This window comes from Dactylosporangium sp. NPDC051485 (assembly GCF_040682015.1).
In the GTDB taxonomy this organism is placed as follows: Bacteria; Actinomycetota; Actinomycetes; order Mycobacteriales; family Micromonosporaceae; genus Dactylosporangium.
In genome coordinates, this window is sequence record NZ_JBFAZW010000045.1 from 37861 (window position 1) to 63859 (window position 25999).

Annotated in this window: 23 protein-coding genes and 1 pseudogene; 18 read left to right on the forward strand and 6 right to left on the reverse strand. The window is 70.9% G+C overall.

Translation table 11 applies throughout. The features are described 5' to 3' along the window. Positions 1-87 precede the first annotated feature (87 nt). On the reverse strand, positions 88-639 hold the full coding sequence (locus AB0M46_RS24965; protein WP_363339464.1) for a Clp protease N-terminal domain-containing protein: 552 nt from the start codon (positions 637-639) through the stop codon (positions 88-90). A 152-nt stretch (positions 640-791) separates the two neighbouring features. Further along, positions 792-998: pseudogene (locus tag AB0M46_RS24970) on the reverse strand (helix-turn-helix domain-containing protein); the annotation flags it as partial. A 97-nt stretch (positions 999-1095) separates the two neighbouring features. On the opposite strand from AB0M46_RS24970, the gene AB0M46_RS24975 reads away from it, so the two are divergent. The 3 genes from AB0M46_RS24975 (at position 1096) to AB0M46_RS24985 (ending at position 4244) form a co-directional block, all read left to right on the forward strand. Next, entirely contained in the window at positions 1096-2196 is a 1101-nt protein-coding gene (locus AB0M46_RS24975; RefSeq protein WP_363339466.1) for a 2-oxoglutarate and iron-dependent oxygenase domain-containing protein, read from the forward strand. A 230-nt stretch (positions 2197-2426) separates the two neighbouring features. Further along, a complete protein-coding gene (locus AB0M46_RS24980; protein WP_363339468.1) occupies positions 2427-2552 on the forward strand; it encodes a hypothetical protein in 126 nt (41 codons plus the stop codon). 540 nt (positions 2553-3092) lie between these two features. Then, positions 3093-4244, forward strand: coding sequence for an LCP family protein (locus AB0M46_RS24985; protein ID WP_363339470.1), 1152 nt, complete (start codon positions 3093-3095; stop codon positions 4242-4244). 139 nt (positions 4245-4383) lie between these two features. Here the strand turns inward: AB0M46_RS24985 and AB0M46_RS24990 are convergent, their stop codons facing one another. Next, positions 4384-4902, reverse strand: coding sequence for a MarR family transcriptional regulator (locus AB0M46_RS24990; protein WP_363339472.1), 519 nt, complete (start codon positions 4900-4902; stop codon positions 4384-4386). A 51-nt stretch (positions 4903-4953) separates the two neighbouring features. Between AB0M46_RS24990 and AB0M46_RS24995 the strand changes: the two genes are divergently transcribed. Both AB0M46_RS24995 and AB0M46_RS25000 read left to right on the forward strand, forming a co-directional pair. Beyond that, the gene (locus AB0M46_RS24995; RefSeq protein WP_363339475.1) at positions 4954-5637 is read left to right on the forward strand and encodes an NAD(P)H-dependent oxidoreductase; all 684 of its coding nucleotides are present in this window, start codon (positions 4954-4956) and stop codon (positions 5635-5637) included. A gap of 334 nt (positions 5638-5971) precedes the next feature. After that, complete coding sequence (locus tag AB0M46_RS25000; protein WP_363339477.1) at positions 5972-6835, forward strand: NAD(P)-dependent oxidoreductase; 864 nt, start codon at positions 5972-5974, stop codon at positions 6833-6835. Positions 6836-7176: 341 nt separating this feature from the next. Here AB0M46_RS25000 and AB0M46_RS25005 read toward each other — a convergent pair whose 3' ends face one another. Beyond that, positions 7177-8322: a hypothetical protein gene (locus AB0M46_RS25005; protein WP_363339479.1), complete on the reverse strand. Its 1146-nt coding sequence runs from the start codon at positions 8320-8322 to the stop codon at positions 7177-7179. Between the two features lie 243 nt (positions 8323-8565). Here AB0M46_RS25005 and AB0M46_RS25010 point away from each other — a divergent pair, with 243 nt between their 5' ends. From AB0M46_RS25010 to AB0M46_RS25070, 13 genes are all read left to right on the forward strand, one after another. Further along, on the forward strand, positions 8566-10236 hold the full coding sequence (locus AB0M46_RS25010) for an ATPase, T2SS/T4P/T4SS family (RefSeq protein ID WP_363339481.1): 1671 nt from the start codon (positions 8566-8568) through the stop codon (positions 10234-10236). 175 nt (positions 10237-10411) lie between these two features. After that, positions 10412-11521 carry a type IV pilus twitching motility protein PilT gene (locus AB0M46_RS25015; protein ID WP_363339534.1) on the forward strand — a complete coding sequence of 370 codons (1110 nt, stop codon included), beginning with the start codon at positions 10412-10414 and terminating at the stop codon, positions 11519-11521. Positions 11522-11598: 77 nt separating this feature from the next. Then, positions 11599-12831 (forward strand): type II secretion system F family protein, encoded by a 1233-nt coding sequence (locus AB0M46_RS25020; protein ID WP_363339483.1) that lies wholly within the window; start codon positions 11599-11601, stop codon positions 12829-12831. Positions 12832-12992: 161 nt separating this feature from the next. Further along, complete coding sequence (locus AB0M46_RS25025) at positions 12993-13496, forward strand: prepilin-type N-terminal cleavage/methylation domain-containing protein (protein WP_363339485.1); 504 nt, start codon at positions 12993-12995, stop codon at positions 13494-13496. 137 nt (positions 13497-13633) lie between these two features. Continuing rightward, positions 13634-14467, forward strand: a complete 834-nt coding sequence (locus tag AB0M46_RS25030) for a prepilin peptidase (protein WP_363339487.1) — start codon at positions 13634-13636, stop codon at positions 14465-14467. 52 nt (positions 14468-14519) lie between these two features. Continuing rightward, on the forward strand, positions 14520-15545 hold the full coding sequence (gene pilM / locus AB0M46_RS25035; protein ID WP_363339489.1) for a type IV pilus assembly protein PilM: 1026 nt from the start codon (positions 14520-14522) through the stop codon (positions 15543-15545). Between the two features lie 277 nt (positions 15546-15822). Further along, the gene (locus AB0M46_RS25040) at positions 15823-18093 is read left to right on the forward strand and encodes a hypothetical protein (RefSeq protein ID WP_363339491.1); all 2271 of its coding nucleotides are present in this window, start codon (positions 15823-15825) and stop codon (positions 18091-18093) included. Then, complete coding sequence (pilO, locus tag AB0M46_RS25045) at positions 18093-18650, forward strand: type 4a pilus biogenesis protein PilO (protein ID WP_363339494.1); 558 nt, start codon at positions 18093-18095, stop codon at positions 18648-18650. Before AB0M46_RS25040 ends, pilO begins: the two co-directional genes overlap by 1 nt. An 8-nt stretch (positions 18651-18658) precedes the next feature. Further along, positions 18659-20371 (forward strand): prepilin-type N-terminal cleavage/methylation domain-containing protein, encoded by a 1713-nt coding sequence (locus AB0M46_RS25050; protein ID WP_363339496.1) that lies wholly within the window; start codon positions 18659-18661, stop codon positions 20369-20371. After that, positions 20368-20985, forward strand: coding sequence for a hypothetical protein (locus AB0M46_RS25055; RefSeq protein ID WP_363339498.1), 618 nt, complete (start codon positions 20368-20370; stop codon positions 20983-20985). The genes AB0M46_RS25050 and AB0M46_RS25055 overlap by 4 nt, the downstream gene beginning before the upstream one ends. Continuing rightward, the gene (locus AB0M46_RS25060) at positions 20985-22526 is read left to right on the forward strand and encodes a ricin-type beta-trefoil lectin domain protein (protein WP_363339500.1); all 1542 of its coding nucleotides are present in this window, start codon (positions 20985-20987) and stop codon (positions 22524-22526) included. Before AB0M46_RS25055 ends, AB0M46_RS25060 begins: the two co-directional genes overlap by 1 nt. A 79-nt stretch (positions 22527-22605) precedes the next feature. Then, positions 22606-23493, forward strand: a complete 888-nt coding sequence (locus AB0M46_RS25065; protein WP_363339502.1) for a methyltransferase domain-containing protein — start codon at positions 22606-22608, stop codon at positions 23491-23493. A 52-nt stretch (positions 23494-23545) separates the two neighbouring features. Next, positions 23546-23983 (forward strand): VanZ family protein, encoded by a 438-nt coding sequence (locus tag AB0M46_RS25070; protein ID WP_363339504.1) that lies wholly within the window; start codon positions 23546-23548, stop codon positions 23981-23983. Here the strand turns inward: AB0M46_RS25070 and AB0M46_RS25075 are convergent. Both AB0M46_RS25075 and AB0M46_RS25080 read right to left on the reverse strand, forming a co-directional pair. Continuing rightward, on the reverse strand, positions 23877-24548 hold the full coding sequence (locus AB0M46_RS25075) for a lysoplasmalogenase (protein ID WP_363339506.1): 672 nt from the start codon (positions 24546-24548) through the stop codon (positions 23877-23879). The genes AB0M46_RS25070 and AB0M46_RS25075 overlap by 107 nt on opposite strands. A 61-nt stretch (positions 24549-24609) precedes the next feature. After that, positions 24610-25341, reverse strand: coding sequence for a GntR family transcriptional regulator (locus AB0M46_RS25080; protein WP_363339508.1), 732 nt, complete (start codon positions 25339-25341; stop codon positions 24610-24612). Between the last annotated feature and the right edge of the window lie 658 nt (positions 25342-25999).

The window sequence follows — 25999 nt, forward strand, 5'->3', positions numbered from 1 at the left end:
GAAATTCCCAGGGTCGGGCAGCGTGCGCCGCTCGTCATCGTGGAGCGCCCGGCGCGTATATCGAGCCTGTCAGACGGGTCGAGCCGGTCAGGCGGCGTTCTTCAACGCGGTCAGCACGAGGTCGGCGGTGCGGTCGTACGTCATGCCGAGCTCGCGCAGGAGCCGGCCGCCGTTGCCGCGCTCCTCCTTGAGAACCCCCAGCAGGAGGTGTTCGGTGCCGATGTAGTTGTGCTTCATCGACAGCGCGCTCCGCAGCGACAGTTCGAGGCTCTTCTTGGCCGAGTTGTTGAAGCGGGTCGGCATCTTCGTGCGGCGGAACAGAAACCCGCCACGCTCGGCCGGCTCGGCACGCTCCAGCGCGCCCGGCCCGAAGGTCTGATCGACGCTGGCCCGTACCGCGTCGAGATCGATGCCGATCGTGCGCAGGGCCGCGGCATCGTCCCCCGCGGCCACGGCCGCCCGCACGGCGTCGTACTCGATGCCGCAGGCGCGCAGCACCGTGCCACCGATGCCGCCCTCGTCCCGTAGCAGCGCCAGCGCCATGTGCTCGGTGCCGATCGCGCGGTGGTTGAGGCTGTCGGCCTCGTCCTTGGCGACCCTGACGACCGTCCTGGCCCGGTCGGTGAACCGTTCGAACATCAATGCTCCCCTTTCGGCGTGCGCGCCGCCGAGGGCGACACTCCGGTTGTCGGTTGCGAGGCCGCCCGCTCATCAACCAGGGACGGCCCAGGCCCCGGCGCCGGGGGCCCTGATGATGCCTGCGCGGCGTTGGCGGCAGCGCGCGTCGGCGTGCGCCCGGCGTGCTTCTTGTGCACAGCCTGCCGCGACACGTCGAGGGCGTCGGCGATTTCCTGCCACGACCAGCCCTGCAGGCGCGCGTTGTCGACCTGGAGCACCTCCAGCGCGTCGGCGAGCCGCCGTAGCGCCACCGCCGCCCGTAGGCCGATGCGCGGATCGGGACTTGCCGCCGCGGCCGCGAGGTCGTTTGCCTCCGTCATGCGTCAACCTTAGTTGACGCCCCTTAATCGCGTCAACCATGGTTGACGTCCGAACGAGGCAATGAGCGGCCGCCGCCGGGCGCCTACGCTTCGCGGGGTGACCTCATCTCAGGCCGGGCTTCCCGTCGTCGACGTCGCCAACCTGATCCGCCACGGCGAGGACGATCGCGCCGCACGCGAGATCGAGTCGGCCTGCCGTGCCAGCGGGTTCTTCTACATATCGGGCCACGGCGTCGACCCAGGGCTCATCGCCCGCCTCAACCGCAGCGCACGCGACTTCTTCGCCCTCCCCGAGGCGGACAAGCTCGAGATCGCCATGGCCCGGGGCGGGCGGGCCTGGCGCGGCTTCTTCCCGGTCGGCGCCGAGCTGACGTCCGGCGTGCCGGACCAGAAGGAGGGGCTCTACTTCGGTACCGAACTGGGCCCGGACGCCCCGCAGGTGCGCGCCGGCCTGCCGCTGCACGGCGCCAACCTCTTCCCGCGGCAGGTCCCCGAGTTGCGGGGCGCCGTGCTTGAGTACCTGGCGGCCATGACCGCCACCGCGCAGGCCGTGATGCGCGGCATCGCGCAGAGCCTCGGCCTGTCCCCCGACTACTTCGCGGCGAGCTACACCGCGAACCCCACCGTCCTGTTCCGGATCTTCCACTACCCGCCGACACCCCCGGAAAGCACCGCCTGGGGCGTCGGCGAGCACACCGACTACGGCCTGCTGACGCTGCTGCTGCAGGACGACAACGGCGGCCTCCAGGTCCGCGCGCCCGACCCGGCGCCAACGCAGCCACAGGCCTCGGCCGCGCAGGACGCCGACCAGAAGGCCACCACCGGCGCTCACCCGGAGAACTGGCTCGACGCCCCGCCGATCCCCGAAACGTTCGTATGCAACATCGGCGACATGCTCGACCGGATGACGGGCGGCTGGTACCGCTCGACGCCACACCGGGTCCGCAATGTGAGCGGCAACGAACGCCTGTCGTTCCCGTTCTTCTTCGACCCGGACTTCACCGCCGAGGTACCTCCGCTGCCCGGGCGGGCCGCCACCGGCGACCCGGGCGGGGCCAAGCGCTGGGACGGCCAGGATTTGAGGGCATTTACCGGCACCTACGGTGAATACCTCGTACGGAAGGTGGGCAAGGTGTTCCCTGAGTTGAGCGCGGACGTCGGCGGCGGCATCGCACCCGGCATCGGCCCGACGACCTGACACCGGCCGTCAACGGAGACGACGCCCAGCCGCCGCGGCAGCCCTCGAACGAGCGCCGCCGAGACGGTTCGAGACGGGTACCCGTTACCCCACGGCGGCCCGGATCGTAGAACCCACGTAAGGGTTCGGCGAGCCGTTCGAGCAGGTCGGGCAGGTGGCACGATGACGGGAGCAAACCTGTCCGCGGTGTTCGTAGCGTAAGAGTCACCACACCGCAACAGGAGGCGACGATGGCCACCCCGACCCCCACCACGACCCGCAAGCTCACCAAGCTCGACAGCGAGCAGGGCATGCTGCTGTTCCTGGCGGCGGTCGTCCTGCTGAGCGTGGTCGGCGTGATCGCCGTCGGCAGCTGACCGCCACCGATCGCCACCGTCACAAAGGCGCGCTGACCGCCATCCGCGAGGCGTCCGCCGGGCCGAAGATCCAACAGAAGCGAGTAGCAGGAAGAACGCGCAGTCGCAGCACTGCACAGCCAGACAGCCGAGTGAGCGCCAGGAAGCCGCCGCGCCCGGCAACGGAGCCCGTAACCGAGCCGGCACTCATGTCGACCACGACGTCGAGCCACCCAGCAGCGGAAGCACCGAGCGCAGCAGTCCCTCGAACAGGAGCCACGAGCAGTGTTCCAACGCCACGAGCCCCTCGATGAGGCATCCGACCGGCCGGCCGACAACACGTCGCGCCGGCCGATGTCGTCTGCGCCCGCGTCATCGAACGCCACCCGAACCAAGCCGAGGGCCGAGTCACAAGCCGCACCGGGCGCGCGAAGGACCGAGATGACGCCCGAACCGCCGGCCGCGTCAGGCGACGGCGCCCACCCTCACGCGGACGCCGACACCGGCAAGGACCCCACCAGAGGCAGAGGCAACAACGCAGCAAAGGTCGCCGGCGCGAACATGAGCAGCCTCCGCCGAACCCGCCGCGATCCGAAGTGGGCCCGCACGCTGGTCGTGCTGGGCGCGCTCATGATGATGCTCGCCGGTGGCGCCTTCGTGACGAAGAACCTGCTGGTCGGGTACGTCACGAGCAACGTACAGCAGGACGACCTCATCATCCCCGCGGCCGAGCAGCAGGGCCGCCACGTGACGATCAGTGGCGCGAAGACGATCCTCCTCGTCGGCATCGACCCTCGACCGGACCAGGATCCGTCGGAGGCCATCCGCTCGGACTCGATCATCATCGTCCACATCCCGGCGGATCACCGGTCGGCGTACCTGATCTCGATCCCGCGCGACACCTGGGTCCGAATCCCGGAGTTCAACAACGGCCGGACACGGTACAACGGCGGCCACGACAAGATCAACGCCGCCTTCGCCGAGGGCGGCCTGAAGCTGACCGGCAAGGACCAGCGCCGCTACGGCATGTCCCTGCTGGCCAACACGATCGAGGAGAACTGGGGCCTCACCTTCGACGCCGCGGCGATCATCGACTTCGCCGGCTTCACCAAGGTCGTCGAGGTGCTCGGTGGCGTGGACATGTACGTCGACCAGGAGACCCGCTCCGTCCACGTCGGTCACGACGCCAAGGGCGAGACCAAGGTGCCGTACATCCAGCGCTTCAACAGCTCCGGCGGCACCGACCTCATCCCCATCGCCGGCGTGACCCCCCAGACGTACCACGTCGGCTACCAGCACCTGGAGCCCTGGCAGGCCCTGGACTACGTCCGCCAGCGGGACACCCTGCCGAACAGCGACTACGACCGCCAGCGCCACCAGCAGCAGTTCATCAAGGCGCTGTTCAGGGAGATCGCCAGCCGCGACGTGCTGATCGACCCCGGAAAGCTCAAGAAGGTTCTCGACGTGGTCGGTCAGTCGATGACCATCGACTCCGGCGGCATCGGCCTGCAGGACTGGATCTTCGCCATGAAGGGCATCGGCGCCGACACCTTACTCACCGTCAAATCCAACAACGGCACGTTCCACGAGTCGGCGAAGCAGCCCGGCGCGGAGGCGCTCGACGACAACACCCTGGCGCTGCTGCAGGCGGTCCGCAGCAACACCGTGGAGCAGTTCCTGGCGTCCCACGTCGACCTCGTGAGCAAGAGCTAAAGGCCGCAGTCGTACCGCGAAAGCCCCCACCCCCACGCAAAGCCTCCGCCTACGCCACGGCGGGACAGGGGCGGACACGACAAGCACGGTACCGGAGTGCGTGAACCGCGAAACGCCCGACCGAAGCGGCGACCCGCGGCTAGTCCATGCTCCGCCGCAGATGCTCCAGCACGGTCTCGGTGATATCCCCCAGCATCCGCACCTGTTCCTCGGTCATCAGGTCAATGAAGTGTTCCCGTACCGCCGTGACGTGCCCGGGCGCCGCCGCCCGCAGGACCTCCATCCCCTGATCCGTCAGCACGATGAACGCCCCGCGCCCGTCGGACGGGCATTCCTTGCGCGTGACGAGCCCGCGCTGCTGCATCCGCGTCACATGGTGGGACAGGCGGCTCTTGGACCACAGCATCCGCTCGGCCATCTCACTGAGCCGGATGCGCCGGTCCGGCGAGTCGGACAAGCTGGTCAGCACGTCGTAGTCGGGCTCGGACAGCCCTTGGTCGGCCGCGAGCCGGCGGGCCAGCTGCAGGTCGAGCAGTGCGCGCATCCGGCGGTAGCCGATCCAGGCGCGGAACTCGGCGTCATTGAGCCAACGGGGTTCGCTCGCCGGCCCGGCCCCGACGCCCTCGGGCTGTGTCGGCAGGACTGCGGTGTCTTCCATGTCTCAACTGTACTTGTTGACGCGTCACCAATCCAGCGCCATGATGATGACATGTCAACGACAAGTTCCGGACACACCGCTCCTACCGGCGCAGCCCCCGCAACGACCCCCTCCCACCCCACGGAGACCAGCACTCCGGCGGAAGGCAGTGGCGAGCACCCGGCGCGCCGCCCGCGGCTCGAGGTCATCGTGGCCAGCACCCGTCCGGGCCGCGTCGGCCGCGTGATCGCCAACTGGTTCATCGGCCAGGCAGAGCAGCACGGCGGCTTCGACATCCACGTGTCGGACCTGGCCGAGCTCAACCTGCCCCTGCTCGACGAGCCGGAGCACCCGGTGCTGCGCCGCTACACCAAGCCGCACACCCTCGAGTGGAGCGCCACCATCGACGCCGCCGACGCGATCGTGTTCGTCACGCCGGAGTACAACCACAGCTTCACCGCCCCGTTGAAGAACGCGCTCGACTACCTCTCCAAGGAGTGGCGCGACAAGCCGGCGGCGTTCGTGAGCTACGGCGGGATCTCCTCCGGCACCCGGGCGGTGTACGCACTACGCCCCGTGGTCAGCGTCCTCGGCATGATGGCGATCAACTCCGCCGTGGCCATCCCCACCCGCACGCACATCACGCCGGACAAGCAGTTCACCTCGGACCCCGGCCTGGAGGCCTCCGCGAAGGCCGTCCTCGACGACCTGGCCCGCCTGTCCCCGGCCTTCGCCAACCTCAGGGCCGTCAAGTAACCAAGCGCAAGCAGCCCGAAGCACAGGTAGGCAGCGCCCGCAACCAAAACACGAGCAGTCGAAGCGCAACCAGACTAGGCGCAGCCAACTGAAGCGCAGTCGGCCGAAGCGCGGCCAAGCAACAGAGCACCAGGCGGCGGCAACCAACCGGCAGGCAGCAGACCACCGGCAGACAGGACGACCGCGAGCAGAGCCGCCAGCACGTGAGCCAGCAGTAGGTCAACACGAACCTGGACCGCGAGGGCGGTCGCCGGCACCACCGACGGCCGCCCCGGGCGTGCGATCTCCAGCACCGCGCGGCCAGCGGGGCGCGGCCGCATGACAAGATCGCCCCATGTCACGGATCGTCGTCACCGGTGCAAACGGCAAGACCGGGCGGGTGGTCGTGGCCGACCTGCTCGCCCACGGCTACGACGTCGTCGCCACCGACGCCGTCGGCAAGGCCGGCCACCTCAGCGACCTCGGCACCCCGATGCTCGTCGCCGACCTGACCGACTACGGCCAGGCGGTCGAGGTGCTGCAGGGCGCCGATGCCGTGGTGCACCTGGCCAACATCCCGGCGCCCGGCATGTATCCGTCGGCGGTGACCCTCAACCGCAACTCCACCATGAACGCCAACGTCTTCCTGGCCGCCCAGGCCGTCGGGGTGGGGCGGGTCGTCTGGTCGTCCAGCGAGACGACCCTGGGCCTGCCGTTCGACACGCCGCCGCGGTACGCCCCGGTCGACGAGGACCACTTCCCGTACCCGACCACGACCTACGCCCTGTCGAAGGTCGTCGGCGAGACGCTCGCCCGGGAGATCTCCGGCTGGAGCGGCATCCCGTTCGTCGCCCTGCGCCTGTCCAACGTCCACACCGTCGACGGGTCGCAGCCGGGCGACTACGCCGCAGTGCCGGGCTATTGGGCCGATCCTCACGCGCGGAAGTGGAACCTGTGGGGGTACGTCGACGCCCGCGACGTCGCCGCCGCCTGCCGTCTCTCGCTGGACGCCCCCGTGGAGGGCGCCCAGTCCTTCGTCATCGCCGCCGCCGACACGATCATGAACCGCTCGTCGGCGAGCCTCCTGGCCGAGGTGTTCCCGGACGTCCCGATCCGCCGGGAACTCGGCGAGTTCGAGACCCTGCTGGCCATCGACCGCGCCCGCGAGGTCCTCGGCTACGCCCCGGCCCACTCGTGGCGCGACCACGTAGCCGAGTAACCCCGAGGCGACATGGCCCGCGGTGACGACCCCGCCGCCGCACAACAGCCGCGCCACCACGCGACGAGGCACACGCAGCCGTGTACGCGCGGTGACCACCCCGCTGCCGCACAGCAGCCGCGCCACCACACGGCGAGGCGACGACCCGCGGCCATGCACCCGCGGTGATCGCCTCGCCGCCGCACGACCGGCTGACCACTCCCGACCCTGCAGCCGGGTGACCGCCCGAAGCCGGACGGCCACCCGAGGAGCCCAAGCGCACCGCCGGGCCCCATAGGCGACCGGCGCTGCGAGGCCAGGCCCCGAAGGCACGCGGCAACCGCCAGGCGGCCCGAGGCGGGTCACGGTTGGCGGGACAGGAGCTCCAGCAGTACCGCCAAGGCAGCCGGCGAATCGAGCGCCGCCCGGGCCAGCAGGATCAGGTTGTGCTGCTCCCCCTCCGGGCTGACCATCACCCCGGCGGCCGCCGGATGGACCCGCCGCCAGCCCTGAGCGGTCAGCGCCGACTCGGCCACCACCACGACCGACGGCGTGCCGTCCAGCTCCTCCGGTTCGGCCGGCGGCTCCGGCTGCGCCGGCCAGTTCGCCGCCACCAGCTCGTCCAGCCGGGTCAGCAGCACCTCCACCACCTCCGCCGGCCCGATCGGCGGGCGCCGCAGCAGCGTCGCCACCTGGTCCGACACCGCCCGGGCCTGCCGGGCCAGCCAGCCCGGCCACTCGTCGTCCGGGACGGCGGCGAAGGTGACCCATTGGCCGCTGTCGCGCTTCAGCACGTGCCGCGCCAGCTCCCGCTCCACGTCCGGCGGTAGCGGCACCAGCGGTACCGAATCCACGGCTCTCAAAGCCACGTGCGCCGGGGACAGCGACGCGATCGCCCCGGCCAGGCTCGGGTGGCGCGCCATCAGGGCGATGCGGGTGTCGTCGTCCAGCGACGCGACCACCGCCCCCACCCGGACCGCCTCCCGCCAGCCGGCGTGCAGGTCCTGGACCCCCGCGCTGGTGCGCTGCCACACCTGCTCCTCCACGTCGAAGGCCAGGTCGGCGAACTCGAACGCGGCGAGGTCGGCCTTGACCACGGCCCGGGCCGCGGTGTGCAGCCCGGAGGCGCTGCTGGCCGCCTGATCGGCCTTGCGCTCCAGCGCCGCGGCGAAGTCCCGGGTGGCTCGCGCGATCGTCTCCGAGCGCATCGACGGCACCATCGAGAGCGGATCGACCGCCTCCTCGTACAGCGCGCGCAGCCGCACCACCAGGTGCGCCCGCCGGTGGTCGACGACCGCGAGCTCGTGCGCGACCAGCGCCCGCACCTCGTCGACCGTCAGGCACTGCAGCAGCGGCAGCCCCACGAGCAACAGCCGACGCCGCCGGCTCGCCCAGGAACGGATCGTTCCGTACCCGGTCAGCAGCACAGCGTCCGGCCGCGCCACCCCCACCCGCGCCGCCACCTCGGCGACCAGCGCCAGCAGCTCGGCCTGCGCGGCAGCCGGCACGCCCGGATATGACGGCTCCCCGGGGGCACGGCCGCTGTACCGCATCAGCAACCACCGCGCCCGCCAAATGCTGATATTGCCGGGCAATCCGCTTCTGGGTTCTTCCACAACGGCAACCGACACAGCGAAGCATCCTCACGACGCCATCGCGACCCGTCAACGAGTCCGGCCCACGCGCCCGGGGTGAAACCCGAAAGTCACCCGGATAGCCGCCGATAGGCCCTCCGGCGACACGGGGGTGAGATGTACCAGACGTTCAGGCCGTTACTGGACGCGCTGAAAGAACGCGGGGCAGACGCACAGGCCGTCGACCGGGCGGCCGAGGAGGCCGAGCACACCGGCCGATCGATCCGTGCCGTGCTCATCAACGACCACATCGTCACCGAGGAGCAGCTGACCGCGGCGTCCGCCGACGCGTACGGCATCGCCACCCTCGACCTGGTCGGATACCCCATCGACCCGGCGGCCGTCACCAAGATCCCGATGGCCCTGGTGCTGAGGCACCGCGTCCTCGGCATCGCCCTCAACGACCACGAAATCACCGTCGGCATCACCGACCCGGGTGACGTGCTCGCCCTGGATGATGTACGGGCCGCCACGGGCCTCACGGTCCGCCCGGTCGTCGTCGCCCGCTCCGAGCTGCGCAAGATCATCGACCGGCTCAAGCGCGAGGAGAACGACCTCGGCGAGGTCGCCGAGAGCCTGCGCGCCGAGGCCACCCCGGCCGTGTCCAACCTCACCGCCGCGAACGAGGACGCGCCCATCGTGCGGTACGTCAACTCCCTGCTCGAGCAGGCCATCGTCAACCGCGCCTCGGACCTGCACCTCGAGCCCGGCGAGCACAACATGCGCGTGCGCTACCGCATCGACGGCGTGTTGCACGAGGTCGACACGGTGCCCAAGCACGTCCAGTCGGCCCTGATCTCCCGCCTCAAGATCATGTCGAACGTCGACATCACCGAGCGCCGCGTGCCGCAGAACGGCCGCATCACGGTCGAGATCAACCAGCGGGCGGTCGACCTGCGCACGGCCACCCTGCCGACGGTGTGGGGCGAGAAGATCGTCTTGCGCGTGCTCGACACCAGCGGCATGGACCTCAAGCTGGCCAAGCTCGGCTTCAGCAAGACCAACTACGACCGGTTCGCCACATCGTTCAACAAGCCGCACGGCATGCTGCTCGTCACCGGCCCGACCGGCTCGGGCAAGTCGACCACGCTGTACGCGACCCTCGCCGAGATCAGCAAGCCCACCGTCAACATCATCACCGTCGAGGACCCGGTCGAGTACCGCCTGCCCGGCATCAACCAGGTCCAGGTCGACATGAAGGCCGGCCTGACCTTCGCCGCCGTCCTGCCCGCGATCCTGCGCTCCGACCCCGACGTGGTCCTCATCGGCGAGATCCGCGACCGTACCACCGCCCAGCTGGCCATCGAGGCCGCGCTCACCGGCCACCTGGTGCTGTCCACCCTGCACACCAACGATGCCCCCAGCGCCGTCACCCGCCTCGTCGAGATGGGCATCGAGCCGTTCCTGGTCGGCTCGTCGGTCGACTGCGTCCTGGCCCAGCGCCTCGCCCGCCGCCTGTGCGACTGGTGCAAGACCGAGTACCGCCCCACCGAGGCCGAGCTGATCGGCGCCCGGTGGCCGTACGACCTGCTCGGCACCCCGCGGACGCTGTGGCGCCCGGTCGGCTGCCGCTCGTGCGCCAACACCGGCTACCGCGGCCGCATCGCGCTGCACGAGGTCATGCCGGTCTCCTCCGACATCGAGAAGCTCGCCATCGACCGCGCCTCGGCCCACGAGATCCAGGCCGTCGCCTACCGCGAGGGCCTGCTCGACCTGCGCATCGACGGACTGGCCAAGGCGGCCGAGGGCCAGACCTCGATCCCCGAGGTCGTGCGCGTCGCCGTGTGAGCGCCCCGCGAGCGGCTCGAATCCTCAGCTCCGCCCCACGGCTGCCGATCGGGCCCACGAGGTCTTTTTCGCTGCACCGGTACCGCAAGGAGCCCGCGTGACCACACAAGCAGCCCCGGGCGGCTGGTCCACCCCGGCGTCCTACGGCACGCCCCCGGACGCGGTGCAGAACGCGATGGCCGGCGCCCACACCACCCGCGCCGCCACCAGCGACGAGCGGGCCTCACTGGACGCCATGCTCGTCTCCCTGGTTCGCGTCGGCGGCTCCGACCTGCACCTGACCGTCGGCGCCCCGCCCACGGTGCGCATCAACGGCGGCCTGCGCTACCTGCCCGGCTACGAGAACCTCACCCGCGAGGACACCGAGATGCTGGCCCGCGCCGCGGTGCTCAACAACAACCAGTGGCGGCAGTTCCTCGACGTACAGGAGCTCGACTTCGCCTACGCCATCGAGGGCGTCTCCCGCTTCCGGGTCAACCTCTACAACCAGCGCGGCTCGTTCGGCGCTGCCTTCCGCGCCATCCCGCACAACATCAAGCCGCTCGACCAGCTCGGCGTGCCCGAGCAGGTGGCCCGCTTCGCCCACATGCACCGCGGCCTCGTGCTCGTCACCGGCCCGACCGGCTCGGGCAAGACGACCACCCTCGCCGCCATTCTCGACCTGGCCAACCGCACCCGCTCGTCACACATCGTGACCATCGAGGACCCGATCGAGTTCCTGCACGAGCACAAGCGCTGCCTGGTCAACCAGCGCGAGGTCGGCGCCGACACGCAGTCCTTCGCGCTCGCTCTCAAGCACGCGCTGCGCCAGGACCCGGACATCATCCTCGTCGGCGAGCTGCGCGACCTGGAGACCACCTCGACGGCGCTCACCGCCGCGGAGACCGGCCACCTCGTGCTGGCCACCCTGCACACGCAGAGCGCCGCCCAGACGGTCGACCGGGTCATCGACATCTTCCCGCCCCACCAGCAACAGCAGATCCGCGCGCAGCTGTCCAACGCGCTGCAGGGCGTGGTCACCCAGGCGCTCGCGCCGCGGGCCGACGGGCAGGGCCGCACGATCGTCGCCGAGATCATGTTCGCCACCCCCGCCATCCGCAACCTGATCCGCGAGGGCAAGAACCACCAGATCCCGTCGTTCATGCAGTCCAGCGGCAACGAGGGCATGCTCTCGTTCGACCAGCACCTGGCCGAGCGGGTCCGCCAGCAGCTGATCACCTACGAGGTGGCGCTCGAGCTGAGCCACTCGGCGGAGGAGTTCCGCCGCCTGGCCGGCCGCACATAACCGCCGCCCGCCACCAGGACACCCGGGAGCGACCGGCCCGGCGAAGGACGACCCGACGACCGAGGGTGCCGTGACAGATGCCTGCCACCAAGACGTACGACTACCAGACGATCGACCACGACGGTAAGCGCACGAAGGGCAAGATCGAGGCGTCCAACGAGCTGGCCGCGGCCCAGCTGCTGCGCCAGCAGGGTCTCACGCCACTGGCCATCACCAGCGCCGACAGCCTGATGCGGCGCGACATCACCATCCCCGGGCTCGGCGGCCGGACCACGCTCAAGGACCTGTCGATCTTCGCCCGCCAGTTCGCGACGATGACCCAGTCGGGCATGTCGCTGCTGCGCTCCCTGGCCGTGCTGGAGGACCAGGCGCCCAAGCCGCCCCTGAAGAAGGCGCTGGGCGAGGTGCGCGCGGACATCGAGGGCGGCATGTCGCTGTCCGGGGCGCTGGGCAAGCACCCGAAGGTGTTCCCGACGCTCATGGTCGCGATGATCCGGGCCGGCGAGACGGGTGGTTTCCTCGACGGCGCCCTGGACCGGATCGCGACCAACTTCGAGAAGGACGCCGCCCTTCGCGGAAAGATCAAGGGCGCGCTGACGTACCCCGTCATCGTCCTGCTGTTCACCGTGGTGATGATCAGCGCCGTCCTGATCTTCATCGTGCCCATCTTCGAGAAGATGTTCCAGCAGCTGGGCGGCGAGCTGCCGCTGCCCACCCGGATCATCGTCACCGCCAGTCACACGCTGTTCTGGCTGGGGCCGGTGCTCATCGTCGTCCTGGTCGCCGTGACCGTCGCCTTCCGCCGGCTCATGGCGGCGAATCCGGCCGTGCGCCTGTGGTTCGACAAGATGAAGCTGCGCCTGCCGGTGTTCGGCCCGCTGTTCACGAAGATCGCGCTGAGCCGCTTCTCCCGCAACCTCGGCACCCTGCTCGGGGTCGGCGTCCCGGTACTGCAGGCCCTCGACGTCGTCGGCGGCACCACGGGCAACACCGTCATCACCGCGGCGATGACCGACCTGCAGCAGGCGGTGCGCGAGGGCCGGCCCATGTCGAGCAAGCTCAGCCAGCACAAGATCTTCCCGCCGATGGTCGTGCAGATGGTCGAGGTCGGCGAAGAAAGCGGCCAAATCAGTCAGATGCTCGAAAAGGTTGCCGATTTCTACGACCGAGAGGTCGACAGTGCGGCGGAGGCACTGACCGCGTCCATCGAACCGATCATGGTCCTCGTCATGGGTGGCGTGGTCGGCGGAATGATCGTCTGCCTGTACCTGCCGATGTTCTCGATCTACCAGAACATCCAGAGCAACTGACCGAGCCCCCGCAACGCGGTCGCACCGCGGAGGACAACCCCGGACGCACCCGGCGAATCGGTTACTGAGAAGCAAGCAGGACAACAAGGCAAGCCCCTGGCGCCAGGCACCGGAGCCTCGCCACTTCCCACACCCCAGGCAGTCGAGCAGGAGGCTCACCCATGAAAGAGACGCTGCGCAGGATGCAGAAGAAGCGTGCTGCCGGAGACGGCGGCTTCACGCTCGTCGAGCTGCTCGTCGTGGTTGTCATCATCGGCGTGCTCGTCGCGATCGCGGTGCCGATGTACCTGAACTACCGCAAGGGTGCGGCCAACAAGTCGGCCGAGTCCGACGTGCGCGCCGCGGTCAGCGCGATCGAGCAGTTCTACACCGAGAACAGCAACGCGTACCCGGCCAGCACCGATGCCGACGCGACCACCAAGCTCGAGTTCGGCACTACGAAGAGTGGCAGCACCTTCGAGGGCGGCACCAAGCAGACGGCCACGTTGTCGCCGGGCAACAAGATGCAGTACAAGCGGATGGGCACCACCAACGACAGCTACCGCATCTGTGCTGTGAACTCCGACGGCGCCGTCTTCTACGTCTACGACAGCGCGGCCGGCGGCTCGGTCCGCAAGGCGTCCGACACCACCAAGAACATGGCCGACTGCCTCGCCACCGGCTGACCTGATCACCACATGATCGAAGCGGCCTCGGCGGCCCGCGACCGGAAAGCGTTCCGGCCGCGGGCCGCCACCGCCGCCTCCCGGACCCGGCTCCAAGCGCCACCAGCGGCATCGACCAGACGGAAAGGATCCCGGACATGACGCTCGTGCTCGTCGTCGTCGGCGTTCTCGGGCTGGCCGTCGGATCGTTTCTCAACGTCGTCATCCACCGCCTCCCCCGCGGCGAGTCCCTGCTGCGCCCGGCCTCCCACTGTCCACAGTGCACGGCCCCGGTGCGCCCCTGGCACAACGTCCCCGTCCTCGGCTGGCTGCTGCTGCGCGGCCGCTGCGCCGACTGCGCCGCGCCGATCGGCGTCCGGTACCCGCTGGTCGAGCTGGGCACGGCGCTACTGTTCGTCGCCGTCGCCGCGCGCATCGCCGCACCATCGTCCGGCCACCGTTACACAACAGGCGGTGACTGGCTCAGCAACGCGGCGCTCGTCAACCTCCCCGCCTGGCTGTACCTCGCCGCGATCGCCGTCGCCCTGGCCCTCATCGACCTCGACGTGCTGCGCCTGCCCGACGCGATCGTCCTGCCCTCCTACGTCGTGGCCCCGCTGCTGTTGCTGCCCGGCGTCATCGTCGAGCGCGACTGGCCGGCGGCCCTGCGCGGCGTGCTCGCGATGGCCGCACTGTGGACCCTCTACTTCCTGCTGTCGTTGTACCGCGGGGGAATGGGCCCCGGCGACGTCAAGCTCGCGGGCGTGCTCGGCCTGTACCTCGGCTGGCTCGGCTGGCCCTCGGTCGCCATCGGCACGCTCGCCGCCTTCGTCCTCGGCGGCACGGTCGGCGTCGTGCTGCTGGCCACCCGCCGGGCCGGGCGCCGCACCCCGCTGCCGTTCGGCCCGTCGATGCTGGCCGGCGCCCTCATCGCGCTGTTCGCCGCGGCGCCGATCACCGACTGGTACACCAACCTGCTGGTCCCCGCGTAAGTGTGCGCCGCCCCCGGCACGAGGCGTGGGCGGCTCTTGTCGAAGGAGCACGATGGCCGCTGTCAACCTGATCGGCCTGGACATCGGGACGGTGTCCATCCGCGCGGCGGAGACCAGCAACGGCAAGGACGGCCCGACCATCAGCAACTTCGGCCACATCCTGCTGCCGCCCGGGGTCGTGCAGAACGGCGCCGTCCAGGACGAGCCGGCCGTCACCGGCGCGCTCAAGCAGCTGTGGCACACGTTCAAGTTCCGCAGCCGCAAGGTCGCGCTCGGCGTCACCCACCAGCAGGTCGTCGTGCGCGAGACCACGGTGGCCAACCTGCCGGCCAAGGAAATGCGCAAGGCCCTGCCGTTCCAGGTCCGCGACGCGCTGCCGCTGCCGCCGGAACGCTCGCTCATCGACTTCTATCCCCTGGAGGACGCCGGCTCCGCCGACACGATCCGCGGCCTGCTCATCGCCGCGCCCAAGGAGCCGGTGCTGGCCGCAATACGCGCCGTCGAAGCGGCCAAGCTGCACGTGGTGCGGGTCGACCTCGCCTCCTTCGCGCTGCTGCGGGCCGCCTCCCGCCTCGACGAGCAGGTCGAGGCCCTCGTCGACATCGGCGCCCACGCGACCAGCGTGGTCGTGCACCACGACGGCGAGCCGCTCATCGTGCGCACCATCCCGCGCGGCGGCAACGAGATCACCAAGACCGTCGCCGACCGCCTCGACATCCCGCTGCAGGAAGCCGAGGAGCTCAAGTGCCGCGTCGGCCTGCGCCCCGACGCCGACCCCGCCAGCGCCTCGGCGCTCAAGGACTCCGTACGCCCGCTCATCAACGAGATCGGCAGCTCGTTCGCCTACCTCACCGCCGCCGGCCGCCAGGCCCGGGTCAGCCGCCTGGCCCTGTGCGGCGGCGGCTCCATGCTCCCCGGCCTGCTCGAGGCCCTGCACCTACAGCTCGGCGTCGAGGTGATCGCCGTCGACCCGGTCATGCGCGTGCGCGGCCTGCGCCGCGTCCGCCACGGCAGCCTGGAGCAGGTCCGCGCCTCCGCCGCCATCTCCGTCGGCCTGACCCTGGGAGCGGACACATGAGCGGCCCGCAGCGTTGCGGCGCCTGGTCCGGGTCGACCGCCGCGGAGCCTCGTCGAGCCGGGCCAGGCGTTGGGGCCGCGAAAAATAGACACGGCATCGGGCTCAGGCCGGCGCCGGAGCGCAGCGGAGGCGACGGGATGAGCGGCCCGCAGCGTTGCGGCGCCTGGTCCGGGTCGACCGCCGCGGAGCCTCGTCAAGCCGGGCCAGGCGTTGGGGCCGCGAACAATCAGCACAGCTGTGGCTCACGCCGGCGCCCGAGCACAGCGGAGGTGACAGCATGAGCGGCCCGGACGACGAGCAGGTGCCCGTATGGCAGCAGGAGGCCACCTGGGCCGACTCCGGTCGCAAGGACCCGGAGCGCCGCCTGACCGGCATCGTCCTGCCGTCCTTCGACGACCAGGCCGACGACCACCTGGACGAGGTGGAACGCGACCGCCGCATGCGCGCCAACCGCCATGACCCGCGCCCCGCCCCCGACGAGCCCACCTACCAGCAGTCCTCGTACCTCCGGCCCACCTACAACCGGTCAACGTACGACCCGCCCGCCTACGACCGATCCACCCACGATCAGTCCACATCGGACCAGCCCGCCCACAGACAGCCCAGCTACGGACAGTCCGACTATGACCAGCCCGACTACGGACAGCCAAGCTACGGGCGGTCGGGCTACAGCGAACTCGACGGGCCCATCCCAGCCGGCCCGCCGGTCCGCGTCGTGCCCGCCGGCCCTCCCCCGGCCTGGCCACCACCCGAGCCCACGCTGCCCGACTCCACGCTGTCCAGATCCGCACTGCCCGAGCCCGCACCCGACTCCACGCTGCCCGGGTCCGCGCTGTCCGGGTCCACGCTGTCCGGGTCCACGCTGTCCGGGTCCACGCTGTCCGGGTCCACGCTGTCGGGGACCATGCTGCCCGGAACGACGGCGCCCGGGGCCGCGCCGGTCACGGCCCCGGCCGATGCCGCCGCGGTCCCGGTGCGCCGCGAGTTCCCCCGCTACGTCCACGGCGAGCTCCTGCTACCCGACCTCGACGAGCCGACCGACCCGGCCCGACCGACTCGCTCGGCCCCGTCGGCCACGCTGACCGAGCGGGCGATGTCCTCGGCGGGCGGGTTCGATCCGCTCACCGCCCCCGCCGACATCGTGGCCAACCATCTGCAGGCCCCACCGGCCGAGCCACGCAACGCTCTGCCGTCCTGGGCGATGCCTCCTCCCCCGCCGCCCCCGGCCGAGGGGTGGGAGCGCACCCCGTACGCCGACCTGCCACCGTCCACATCGGACGAACCACCGGCCCGACCGGCCACCCTGCCGACCGCCACCTGGACCCCGCAACCGGCCGCGGCTCCATCACCGGCCCCAGCGGTAGCACCAACCCCGGCGACGGGACCGGAGCCGCAGGAGCACCCGCAGCCCACGGACTGGCCGACCGCCCAGCTGCCCACGGTCCAGGCACCGCCCTCGCAGGGCACGCCGACCGCCCAACTGCCGCCCGCCCTCGCGCCGGCCCAGCAAGCCGCACCGCCGCAACAAGACGCACCGACCCGGCAAAAAGCGCCAGCCCAGCAGAACACCCCGACCCAGCACAACGCACACAGCCAGCAGCACGCCCCGAGCCAGCACAACGCGCCGAGCCAGCACAACGCGCACAGCCAGCAGCACGCCCCGAGCCAGCACAACGCGCCGAGCCAGCACAACGCGCACAGCCAGCAGGACGCCCCGAGCCGGCAGAACACGCACAGCCGGCAGAATGCCCCGAGCCGGCTGGAGGCGCCGGCCGAGCGGCTGGCGCCGGTCGAGCAGGCTCAGGACGTACAACCGCCGGAGAATGGCGCCGAGAAACCGCGCAAGGCCGGGTCCTGGGGCGGCGCCCCGCACCCGGCGTTCCCCGACGCGACCGCGCGCACGTTCCGGATCCTGCCGATCGCGGCCGACCTCATGCCGCTGGAGATCGCCGAGACGCGGCACGTGCGCCGCCTGCGCCGCCTGGTGATCAGCGGCGTCGTGGTGGTGGCCGCGCTCGTCGGCGGCTGGTACGGCCTCGCCGTGCACGAGCACTCCAGCGCCGACGAGGAACTGCAGGCGGTCCTGGACACCCGGCAGGGCCTGATCCGCGAGCGCCACAACAAGTACGACGAGCTCACCAAGATCCAGGGTGACTCGAAGCTGATCGACGAGCGGCTGCGCAAGGTGCTCGAGCGGGACCTGTCCTGGTCGAAGGTGATCGCCTCGCTGCGCGACACCGCGGACGCGAAGCACGTCAAGCTCACCGGCATCACCTGCGCCCTGAACCAGGACACCGCCGCGACGCAGGCCAACCCGGGCAAGGTCGGGACGATCATCGTGAACGGCACGGCGCAGACGAAGGCGGTCGTCGCCGCGTACGTGGACGCCCTGGCGACGCTCAACGGAATCGCCAACCCGTTCCCGACCGACGCGACGGAGGAGAACAACGCCGTGACGTTCACCATCCGCATGGAGATCACCAGGGCCGCGCTCGGCGGACGGTTCAACACGCCCACCGCCGCCCCCACCGCGAGCGGGGGCAAGTGATGCGCAACGACCGCCTGTGGCTGCTCGGCGGCGCCCTGTTCGCCGTCGTCATCGTCGCGTTCGGCTACTACTTCCTCATCGCCCCCAAGAAGGCCGATACCACGTCGATCCGGGAGAGCGCCGCCAAGACCGAGATCGAGAACGCCGGCAAGCGCAAGGAGCTGGCCGACCTCGCCAAGCAGTTCGCGAACATCGAGCGGTACAAGACCGATCTGGCCAAGGACCGGGCCGCCCTGCCGGCCGACGACGCCGCCGCCGACCTGCTGCGCGAGCTGCAGAAGGCCGGCGAGCTCGCCGGCGTGACCGTGAGCGGGGTCAGCGTCGGCACCGCCGTGGACCTCAAGGCGACCGTCGGCTACGAGATGTACGCGCTGCCGGTCAGCCTCAACGTGGCCGGCCCGACCGCCAAGATGAACCCGTTCCTGGACCAGCTGCAGCAGGTGCAGCCGAGGGCCATGCTCATCAGCTCCGTCAACTTCGCCCCGACCAGCTCGACGAGCCTGGACAAGGCGGTCGTCACGATCAGCCTCGATGCGTTCTACGCCCCGCAGACGTGACGGCCGCCATGAGCAGAGACTGCCGCCGCGCCGACGAGGGGTTCAGCCTCGTCGAGGTCCTCACCTCGCTCGCCATCATGGGCGTGGTCATGACCGCGCTCACCACGTTCTTCATCTCGACCACCAACACCATCAACAAGCAGCGCGGCCTGCAGATCGCCATCCGCTACGCCCACGACGGCGTGGAGATGGTCCGCTCGCTGCCCGGCCCGAAGCTGGCCCAGGGCCGCACCGCCATCGACGTGGCCAACCAGTTCCTCACCGACCGCGTGCCCAACCTGGACCTGACCGCGCTCAAGGACTCGATGAAGCCGGCCGTGGACAGCACGCTGGACCCCACCACGGCGAGCGCCAACCCGCCGCCCCCGCAGCTCCTGCCGACCATTCCCGAGACCCGCACGTTCGACGGCACCGTCTTCCGGCGGCACTGGTACCTCGGCACCTGCGTCATGGACCCGAAGCTGAGCGACATGGACCCGAAGCTGAGCGACGCGTCGTGCCTGCTGTCCTCGCGCGTGAGCAACCCGATGTCGTTCTACCGCGTCGTCGTCGCGGTCACCTGGCAGAACTCCCGCGCCTGCGCGGGCGGCGAGTGCTCCTACATGACCGACACGCTGATCTCCGGCAGCACCAGCGACCCGATCTTCAACCCGAGCGTGACCGTCACCCCGCCGCTGCCGGACAACCCCGGCAACCAGACCAGCGAGGTGACCGTTGCGATCACCGCGCTCAGGCTGACCGCGTCGACCGCCTACCCGCCGATCACGTGGTCGGCCGAGAACCTTCCGCCGGGCCTGTCCATCAGCGACGCCGGGGTGGTCACCGGCACCCCGACCGTGGCCGGCGTCTACGTGGTGCGGATGGTGGTGAAGGACCAGGCCGGCACCAATGACACCTCGTTCAACTGGACCGTCAACGCGCTGCCGGCCGTCACGCAGCCGGCCAACCAGACGTGGGACGCCGGCTCCGCGGTGTCCTACACCGTCCCGATGACCGGTGGCACCGCGCCGATGGCCTGGACCGCCACCGGGCTGCCGGCCGGCCTGTCGATCGCGCCGACGACCGGCGTCATCACCGGCAGCAGCACGGCGACGGGCGCCGCCGCGGCCGCGACGGTGAAGGTGGCGGTCACCGACACGTACGGCAAGACCGCCAACGCCACCTTCCAGTGGAACACCAAGGTCGCCGTGCAGAAGCCCAACGCCACCAACCCGATCGCGCTGACGAAGGGCACGGCCTACAGCGGCTCGGTGGACGCCGCCGGCGGCTCGGGCGGGTACACCTTCTCCTCCCCGAACCTGCCGCCCGGCCTGTCGATGTCCCCGGCGGGGCTGATCACCGGCACGATCACGGGCGGCACGCGGTACCTCGTCACCATCAACGTCACCGACAGCCGCGGCGCGACCAACTCCACCGTCGTGCCGGTCAACGTCACCGTGGACTCCGGCCTGAGGATCACCTCCCCGGCCGCCTCGGCGCCGGACAGGACCGGCACGAAGGGCACCGCGATCGCCACCCAGACGGCCACGGCGACCGACGGCACCACGCCGTACACCTGGTCGGCCACCAACCTGCCGCCCGGCATCACGCTCACCACGACGAACAACAACGGCGTCATGACGGGCACCCCGACCACCAGCGGCTCCTACGAGGTGACGCTGAAGGTCACCGACAGGACAGGCGCCACCTCGACCTTCACCTTCGTCTGGAAGATCACATGAGGCTCGTCGAGCGCTTGAGCGCCGCCACGCGGCGAGGGGACGATCGCGGCGTCACCCTCGCCGAGCTCGCCGTCACCACCGGCATCATGTCGATCGTCATGGCCATCTTCACCACCGGCCTGGTGCAGCTGTTCAAGGCCGGCAACGCCAACGAGATGGTCGCGCTGACCCAGGCCCAGCTCAACACCGCGTTCCTGCGCCTGGACCGGGAGCTGCGCTACTCCGGTGGCTTCGGCCCGATCCACACCGACACCAGCGGCAACACGTTCATCGAGTACCTCAACCCCGGCACCCCCAGCGGAATCCCCGACTGCGTCCAGCTGGAGCTGTACCTGGGCGGCAAGACGCTGCGGCGGCAGGCCTGGCGCTCGGAGAAGGGTTCCAAGCCGACCGGCCGGTGGACCGTGCTGGCCTCCCAGGTCAACGTGGGCAAGAGCTCGTTCTCGATACCTACGAGCGACAACACGTCCTACCAGCGGCTGCGGATCCAGCTGTACGTCGCCTCCAACCCCGGCAGCGGCCGGACCGAGGCCTACACCGACCTCACCTTCACCGCGCTCAACAGCAAGCTCACCACCACCCCGACGACCATCTGCCCGGAAGCGAGGCCGTGATGCTCCGCGCCCTGCAGCGCCTGCGCCGGCGCGACGACGGTTCCCTGCCGCTCGCCATGATGCTCACCTTGGTCGGTACGTCCCTGAGCACCCTGATGGTCCCGATCGCCATCACGCAGCTGCGCGACACGGCCGAGACCTTCAACCGGGCCAAGGCACTGCACGCCGCGCAGGCCGGCCTCGACGTCATCGTGGGCAGCATCCGCGCCTCGGCCGGCCGCATCTCCGACCTGCAGTGCCTGCCGGCGGCCGACCCGCTCCTGGGCCGCACCGGCGGCGGCCTGCAGGGCCGCTACCAGGTGTCGGTGCAGTTCCAGGACGCCACCGGGACCGACACCAACGAATGCAGGACCAGGGCCTCGATCCTGCGCACGGTGCCGGCCAACGCCGTGATCACCTCGACCGGCACGGACAAGGCCAGCCCGACCGGCCGGCTCGAGCCGATCAAGACGAACGACCCGGCGGCCCGCACCCTGACCGCCACGTACGTCTTCCGGCTCACCAACGAGAACGTCGAGGGCGGCCTGCTCAAGTTCTACGGCGGCGCCTACTGCCTCGACGCGGGCTCCAGCTCGCCGACAGTGGGCACCAACGTGACCACCCAGCCGTGCAGCGCGGGCAACTCGCGGCAGACCTTCGCGTACACCAGGAACCTCACCTTGCAGCTGGTCTCGTCCAGGACCCAGGCCAACCCCCAGGGCATGTGCCTGGACTCCGGGGCGAACCCGGTGTCGGGCTCCCTGGTGCAGTTCCAGCCGTGCGGGAGCCTGACCATTCCGTACCACCAGCGCTGGAACATCAACGACAGCTCCAACTTCCAGAGCACCGCGTCCAACGGCACCAGCCTCGGCGGCCTGTGCTTCCACGCCAAGTCCGCCAGCACGCCCGGCGCGTTCGTCGAGCTCAGCTCCTGCGGCGGCGCGGCGGACAACACCAGGACCTTCGCCCCCGAGGCGTCGGTCGGCGCCGGGGCCGCCGGCGCGCCGTACCAGCTGGTCAACTTCAAGCAGTTCGGCCGCTGCATCGACGTGACGAACTTCGACACCACCATCGGCTTCCTCATCGTGTGGCCGTGCAAGCAGGCGCCGAACCCGCTCAACGTGGGCTGGAACCAGCGGTTCTCCATCCCGGGCAACGGCACCACCAAGGGCTCGGCCCAGGGGCTGATCAGCACCTACGACAGCACCAAGACGTACAAGACCTACTGCCTGACCACCGCCGACCCGAGCCCGGCGGCGCAGCACTTCGTCACCGTCCAGCAGTGCCCGCTGACCGACACCAACGCCGTCAAGTGGACGGTGTACTACGACATGGGCGACGGCAACTACGGGACGAGCTACGTCATCAAGGACTACAAGGGCAACTGCCTCGTCCCGACCGACCTCGACGACGCCAAGCTGCCGGCGAACGACATCTTCAAGGGCAGCACCACCGTCAGCAAGCTCACCGTGGCCACCTGCAACGGCTCGAAGCTGCAGAAGTGGAACGCCCCGGCCAACGCCGACGACCCCACGCCGCTGAAGAACATCGGCGAGCGGTGACCACTCCGTAGGAAATGGGACGACCTCGGCCTGCACCGAACGGCACTACCAAGGGCGATCGAGCGACTACCCTGTGCCCATGGATGGCCTCGACGCGGAGTACACGGGGTTCCCGGCCGACGTGATCCCGCTGCAGTACCAGGCGCTGCTGCTCGGCGACGACCGCCGGATGAGCGCCTTCGCGGAGGCGATCGCCTGCACCGTCACCCCCGGCATGCGCGTGCTCGACCTCGGCGCCGGCACCGGCGTGCTGAGCTTCTTCGCCGCCCGCGAGGGCGCCACCGTCATCGCCGTGGAGCGCGAGCCGCGCGTGTTCGCCGCCGCCCGGGCCGCCCTGGCCGCCGCGGTTGGCGACGCCGTGCGGGTCCTGCACGCCGACGCCCGCGACTACCTGCCCCAGGAGCAGGTGGACCTGGTGATGTGCGAGATGCTGCACGTCGGGCTGCTGCGGGAGCGCCAGATCGAGGTGCTCAACAGCTTCAAGCGCCGCTACCTGCGCCACATCGGCGGCCCCCTGCCCCGCTTCCTGCCCGAGGCCTGCGTGCAGGCGGCGCAGCCGGTCGAGCAGGACTTCACGTACTTCGGCTACACCGTCCCCGCTCCCGTCTTCCAGGTGCCGGAGAGCGTCCAGCCGCGCACGGTCGAGCTCGCCGCCCCGCAGGTGTTCCAGCAGTTCTTCTACGCCGACCCGCTGCCGAGCCGGTGCACCGCCGACCTGACGTTCGTGGCCGAGCGGCCCGGCGTGGTCAACGCCGTCCGGCTGATCACCAAGAACCTGCTGGCGCTCGGCTACGACCCGCCCGGCAGCGTCGACTGGACGATGAACTACCTGGTCGTGCCGGTCGCCCAGCCGGTCGAGGTGCTCACCGGCGACGAGGTGCGGGTGAGCTTCGACTACCCGTGCGGCGCCGAGATCACGGCATTGGCGGATGTACTCCAGGTGAGCGCCCCCGCGCACGCACACTGAATCTCCTCGGCGCGCACACCCGGCCGCCGCGCCGCCCGGTTACCGTCGGGCCATGACCAAGGCCCGGCTCGGCCTCATCGGGACCATCGTCGGCACCGCCCCGTGGGTCGTCATGATTCTCTGGCCGACACCGAACCCGCGCCGGATCAACCTGGACCCGGTCCGCGGCCTCGCCGGCGTGCTGACCAGCGGCCCGCGCGAGGCGATCATCCAGATGGGCGGCAACCTGGCGGTGTTCGCCGCCTTCGGGGTCTTCGGCCCGATGCGGTGGCGGCTGGGCGCCTGGGCGGTGACGGGCCTGGCCGCGCTGGGCTCGGCCGTGCTCGAGACGCTGCAGTACGTCCTCGACCTCGGCCGCGTCACCGCCCTCGACGACGTGCTGGTCAACGCGGCGGGAGCCGGCTTGGCCGCGGTACTGGCACGACGCTGGCGCCGCCCGCCGCACCCTGTGCCGTCGCCTCCCGAGCCCGCGCCCAGCCCGTCGCGATGAGCAGCAGCGCGGCGGCATACGTGGCCATGACGAGCACGTCGCGGCCAGGAAAGTCCAGCCCCGCCGCGCCGGCCCCGATCAGCAGGTCGGAGCCGAGGAACAGCGCCCCGCCGAGCCCGACCCGGGCCGAGACGCCGGTGGCCGCGCAGGCCATCGCGGCCAGCGCCAGGCTGTAGCCCAGGATCGGCACCCGCAGCGGCCCGAGGTGACCCCACAGCAGCGCGTTGAGGCCGGCCCACAGCACCGCGTACCCGATCACGGCGGCCGTCCTCGGCCGGCCCCTCCCCAGGAACGCGACCACCAGCGCGACCTGCGTGCCGAGGAAGCAGGCCATGCCGGCAAGGAACCAGCGCTCCCCCGGCACGAGCAGCACGACGTCGCCCGCGGTCGCGAACGCGAGCCCGACCGCGACAGCATCGCGGCGTCCGCGCTGGACGAGGTACCAGATGAGCAGCGGCGCCAAGAGGGGCTTGGCGATCCACTGCAGGACGTGCACACCTGCCGCCACCCCCGCCAGCTCGACCAAGGCGGCAACCGCGAACAGCACCAGAGCCGGGCGCCTCATGCGGCGGGCCGCCGGCCGGGACGGCGCCAGGTCGCCGGCACCGCGTAGAGCACGGCGGGGATCATGCCTCGATCTCCTTGCGGGGGCGGGGGCGTGCGGTTTCCGCACCGATGGGGGCGGTGAGCAGCACCCAGGCCTGGTCCCGCGCGGCGGACGCATCCCCGGCCACGATGCGTTCGCCCAGCCGGCGGTGCCCGGCGACGTCGAGCAGCTCGGCGGCCCGCCGCCCGGCCGGCACCCGGCCGACCGCCAGCGCGCCGCCGACGAGGCTGTTGAAGGCCAGCAGGTACGCCACGTTCCCGCCGCCGACGATGACCTCCCGCCACAGCGCGACGTTCGCCTCGTCCATGGCGTCCAGGTCCGGGCCCGCCGCCGCGTACGCCTCGACCGCGGCCACCACGGCGGCCCGCCCGTCGCCGGAGGCCCGCTGCGCGCACAGCCGGGCCGCGTCGGCCCCGAGGCAGGCCCGCATCTCCAGCACGTCGCGGACCACCGTGTCGAACGGCAGCACGTCCCGCACGCCGGTGAGCGCCATCGCGAGGTCCAGCCCGGCGTGGCGACGCCAGTCCAGCACCCGGGTCGCTCCGCCCTGTGCCACCCGCACCAGCCCGAGCTGCTGCAGCCGCCGCAGCGCCTCCCGCACGGCGTGCCGGTTGACCTCGAATACGGCGGCCAGCTCCCGCTCGCTGCGCAGGCTGGCCTCCGGCCGGTACACCCCGCCGAGAATCGCGTCGCGCACCTGCCCGAACACCTGGTCGGACACGGAACTCCGGCTGGCGGGCACGAACTCCACGCCCGGCAGTGTGCCACCCATCAACTGGTTGGACCAGTCGCCAAATCCAACCGCTCAGAGTCATCCGTCAACGGCTCGACGTCAGCGCCCTGGCCCACGCGCAAGCCCTGCCCCCGCACAAGCCCTCCCCCGCGCCGGCTTCCGTCAACGGCCCGGCGTCAGCACCTTGGCCCACGCGCAAACGCTTCCCCGCGCAAGCCCTTCCTCGCGCCGGCTTCCGTCAACGGCTCGACGTTACCGCTCGGGCCCACGCGCAAGCCCTTCCCCCACGCAAGCCCTTCCTCGCGGCGGCTTCCATCAACGGCTCGGCGTCACCGCCCGGGCCCACGCGCAAACCCTTCCCCCGCGCCGGCTTGCGGCGGAAACTTTTCGCCTCGACCGGTCAAGGCGGCAACCTCCCCACCACGGTCGCGTCCACGGAGGTCGTGTACGAGCCGTCCGCCGCGGGCGTGATGCGATAGCCGCACCGGTGAAGGCAGGCGGCGCCGCATTGCCACGTGAGCCCGAGTTCCTGCGCAGCCTGACCCGCCCGCGGCCTGCTCAAGGTGCGCCTCTCCGTCTCCGCCGCCGGCTGCGGCCTCGTGCACGCGATCGGCGCCGCCGCCACATGCCCGAGCAACTGGCCGACCAAGGTCCCGAGATCGGCGTGGGGGGTCGC

Bases quoted from the DNA above. Each gene is read 5' to 3' on its own strand.
- AB0M46_RS25010 (WP_363339481.1), top strand. From the start codon at position 8,566: ATGTACCAGACGTTCAGGCCGTTACTGGACGCGCTGAAAGAACGCGGG.
- AB0M46_RS25025 (WP_363339485.1), top strand. From the start codon at position 12,993: ATGAAAGAGACGCTGCGCAGGATGCAGAAGAAGCGTGCTGCCGGAGAC.
- AB0M46_RS25030 (WP_363339487.1), top strand. From the start codon at position 13,634: ATGACGCTCGTGCTCGTCGTCGTCGGCGTTCTCGGGCTGGCCGTCGGA.
- AB0M46_RS24965 (WP_363339464.1), bottom strand. From the start codon at position 639: ATGTTCGAACGGTTCACCGACCGGGCCAGGACGGTCGTCAGGGTCGCC.
- AB0M46_RS24985 (WP_363339470.1), top strand. From the start codon at position 3,093: ATGAGCAGCCTCCGCCGAACCCGCCGCGATCCGAAGTGGGCCCGCACG.
- AB0M46_RS25055 (WP_363339498.1), top strand. From the start codon at position 20,368: ATGAGGCTCGTCGAGCGCTTGAGCGCCGCCACGCGGCGAGGGGACGAT.
- AB0M46_RS25050 (WP_363339496.1), top strand. From the start codon at position 18,659: ATGAGCAGAGACTGCCGCCGCGCCGACGAGGGGTTCAGCCTCGTCGAG.
- AB0M46_RS25020 (WP_363339483.1), top strand. From the start codon at position 11,599: ATGCCTGCCACCAAGACGTACGACTACCAGACGATCGACCACGACGGT.
- AB0M46_RS25040 (WP_363339491.1), top strand. From the start codon at position 15,823: ATGAGCGGCCCGGACGACGAGCAGGTGCCCGTATGGCAGCAGGAGGCC.
- AB0M46_RS25065 (WP_363339502.1), top strand. From the start codon at position 22,606: ATGGATGGCCTCGACGCGGAGTACACGGGGTTCCCGGCCGACGTGATC.
- AB0M46_RS24980 (WP_363339468.1), top strand. From the start codon at position 2,427: ATGGCCACCCCGACCCCCACCACGACCCGCAAGCTCACCAAGCTCGAC.
- AB0M46_RS25000 (WP_363339477.1), top strand. From the start codon at position 5,972: ATGTCACGGATCGTCGTCACCGGTGCAAACGGCAAGACCGGGCGGGTG.
- AB0M46_RS25075 (WP_363339506.1), bottom strand. From the start codon at position 24,548: ATGAGGCGCCCGGCTCTGGTGCTGTTCGCGGTTGCCGCCTTGGTCGAG.
- pilO (WP_363339494.1), top strand. From the start codon at position 18,093: ATGCGCAACGACCGCCTGTGGCTGCTCGGCGGCGCCCTGTTCGCCGTC.
- AB0M46_RS25015 (WP_363339534.1), top strand. From the start codon at position 10,412: ATGGCCGGCGCCCACACCACCCGCGCCGCCACCAGCGACGAGCGGGCC.
- AB0M46_RS24990 (WP_363339472.1), bottom strand. From the start codon at position 4,902: ATGGAAGACACCGCAGTCCTGCCGACACAGCCCGAGGGCGTCGGGGCC.
- AB0M46_RS24995 (WP_363339475.1), top strand. From the start codon at position 4,954: ATGTCAACGACAAGTTCCGGACACACCGCTCCTACCGGCGCAGCCCCC.
- AB0M46_RS25070 (WP_363339504.1), top strand. From the start codon at position 23,546: ATGACCAAGGCCCGGCTCGGCCTCATCGGGACCATCGTCGGCACCGCC.
- pilM (WP_363339489.1), top strand. From the start codon at position 14,520: ATGGCCGCTGTCAACCTGATCGGCCTGGACATCGGGACGGTGTCCATC.
- AB0M46_RS25060 (WP_363339500.1), top strand. From the start codon at position 20,985: ATGCTCCGCGCCCTGCAGCGCCTGCGCCGGCGCGACGACGGTTCCCTG.